Genomic DNA, 662 nt, shown 5'->3' on the forward strand with positions numbered 1-662 from the left:
CAGCGGACGCCGAATTATAGTGTGCCCGCAGGCAATCGGCCGTTGACCGACGAGGACCGGGCCCAAGTCAAGGCGACCTACGCCGAGCGCCGCCGACTGTCGTGGCGCAGCGGCGGGGGCTCACCGCACATCGCCCATCCGAAGCTGACGATGGAGGCCACGCCCGAGGAGCGGCGCGACGCGTTCGAGAAGCGCTGGGAACTCGGGGGTGTGCTGTTCTCGAAGACGTTCAGCGATCAGATGATCGATATGGCCGCCAACGAGGAAGCGCGCAAGTTCTACGAGGAGAAGATCCGGGCGGTGACGACCTCGCCCGTGTCGGTCGAGACCGTCCAGCGCAGGTTGTCCTCGTCGAGCACGGCCGAGGTGACCCGGGTGTTGAACGTGATGCCGTCGCGCAGGTTCAGCTTGTCGGCGACCCAGTTCATGTAGCGCAGGATCTCGGCCTGCGTCGCGTACTTCTCCGACCAGTCCCACTCCTGCTCGAGTTCGGGATCGAACGAGTAGCAGTAGTCGACGCTTTCGACGTCGCAGCGTGCTCCCGGATAGCGGTTGTAGTACCAGGTGCCCCCGACCTCGGGCGCCGCTTCGAACACGCGCACCGACAAGCCCTGCGAACGCAGCCGATGCAACGCATACAGCCCGGCGAAGCCGGCACCGAC

The 662-nt window shown here is 65.7% G+C and carries 1 pseudogene; it reads right to left on the reverse strand.

Annotated elements, in window-relative coordinates:
• Positions 1–293: 293 nt before the first annotated feature.
• Positions 294–662: pseudogene (locus tag A5698_RS24860) on the reverse strand (flavin-containing monooxygenase); the annotation flags it as partial.

The organism is Mycobacterium sp. E136 (assembly GCF_001666865.1).
Classification (GTDB): Bacteria; Actinomycetota; Actinomycetes; order Mycobacteriales; family Mycobacteriaceae; genus Mycobacterium.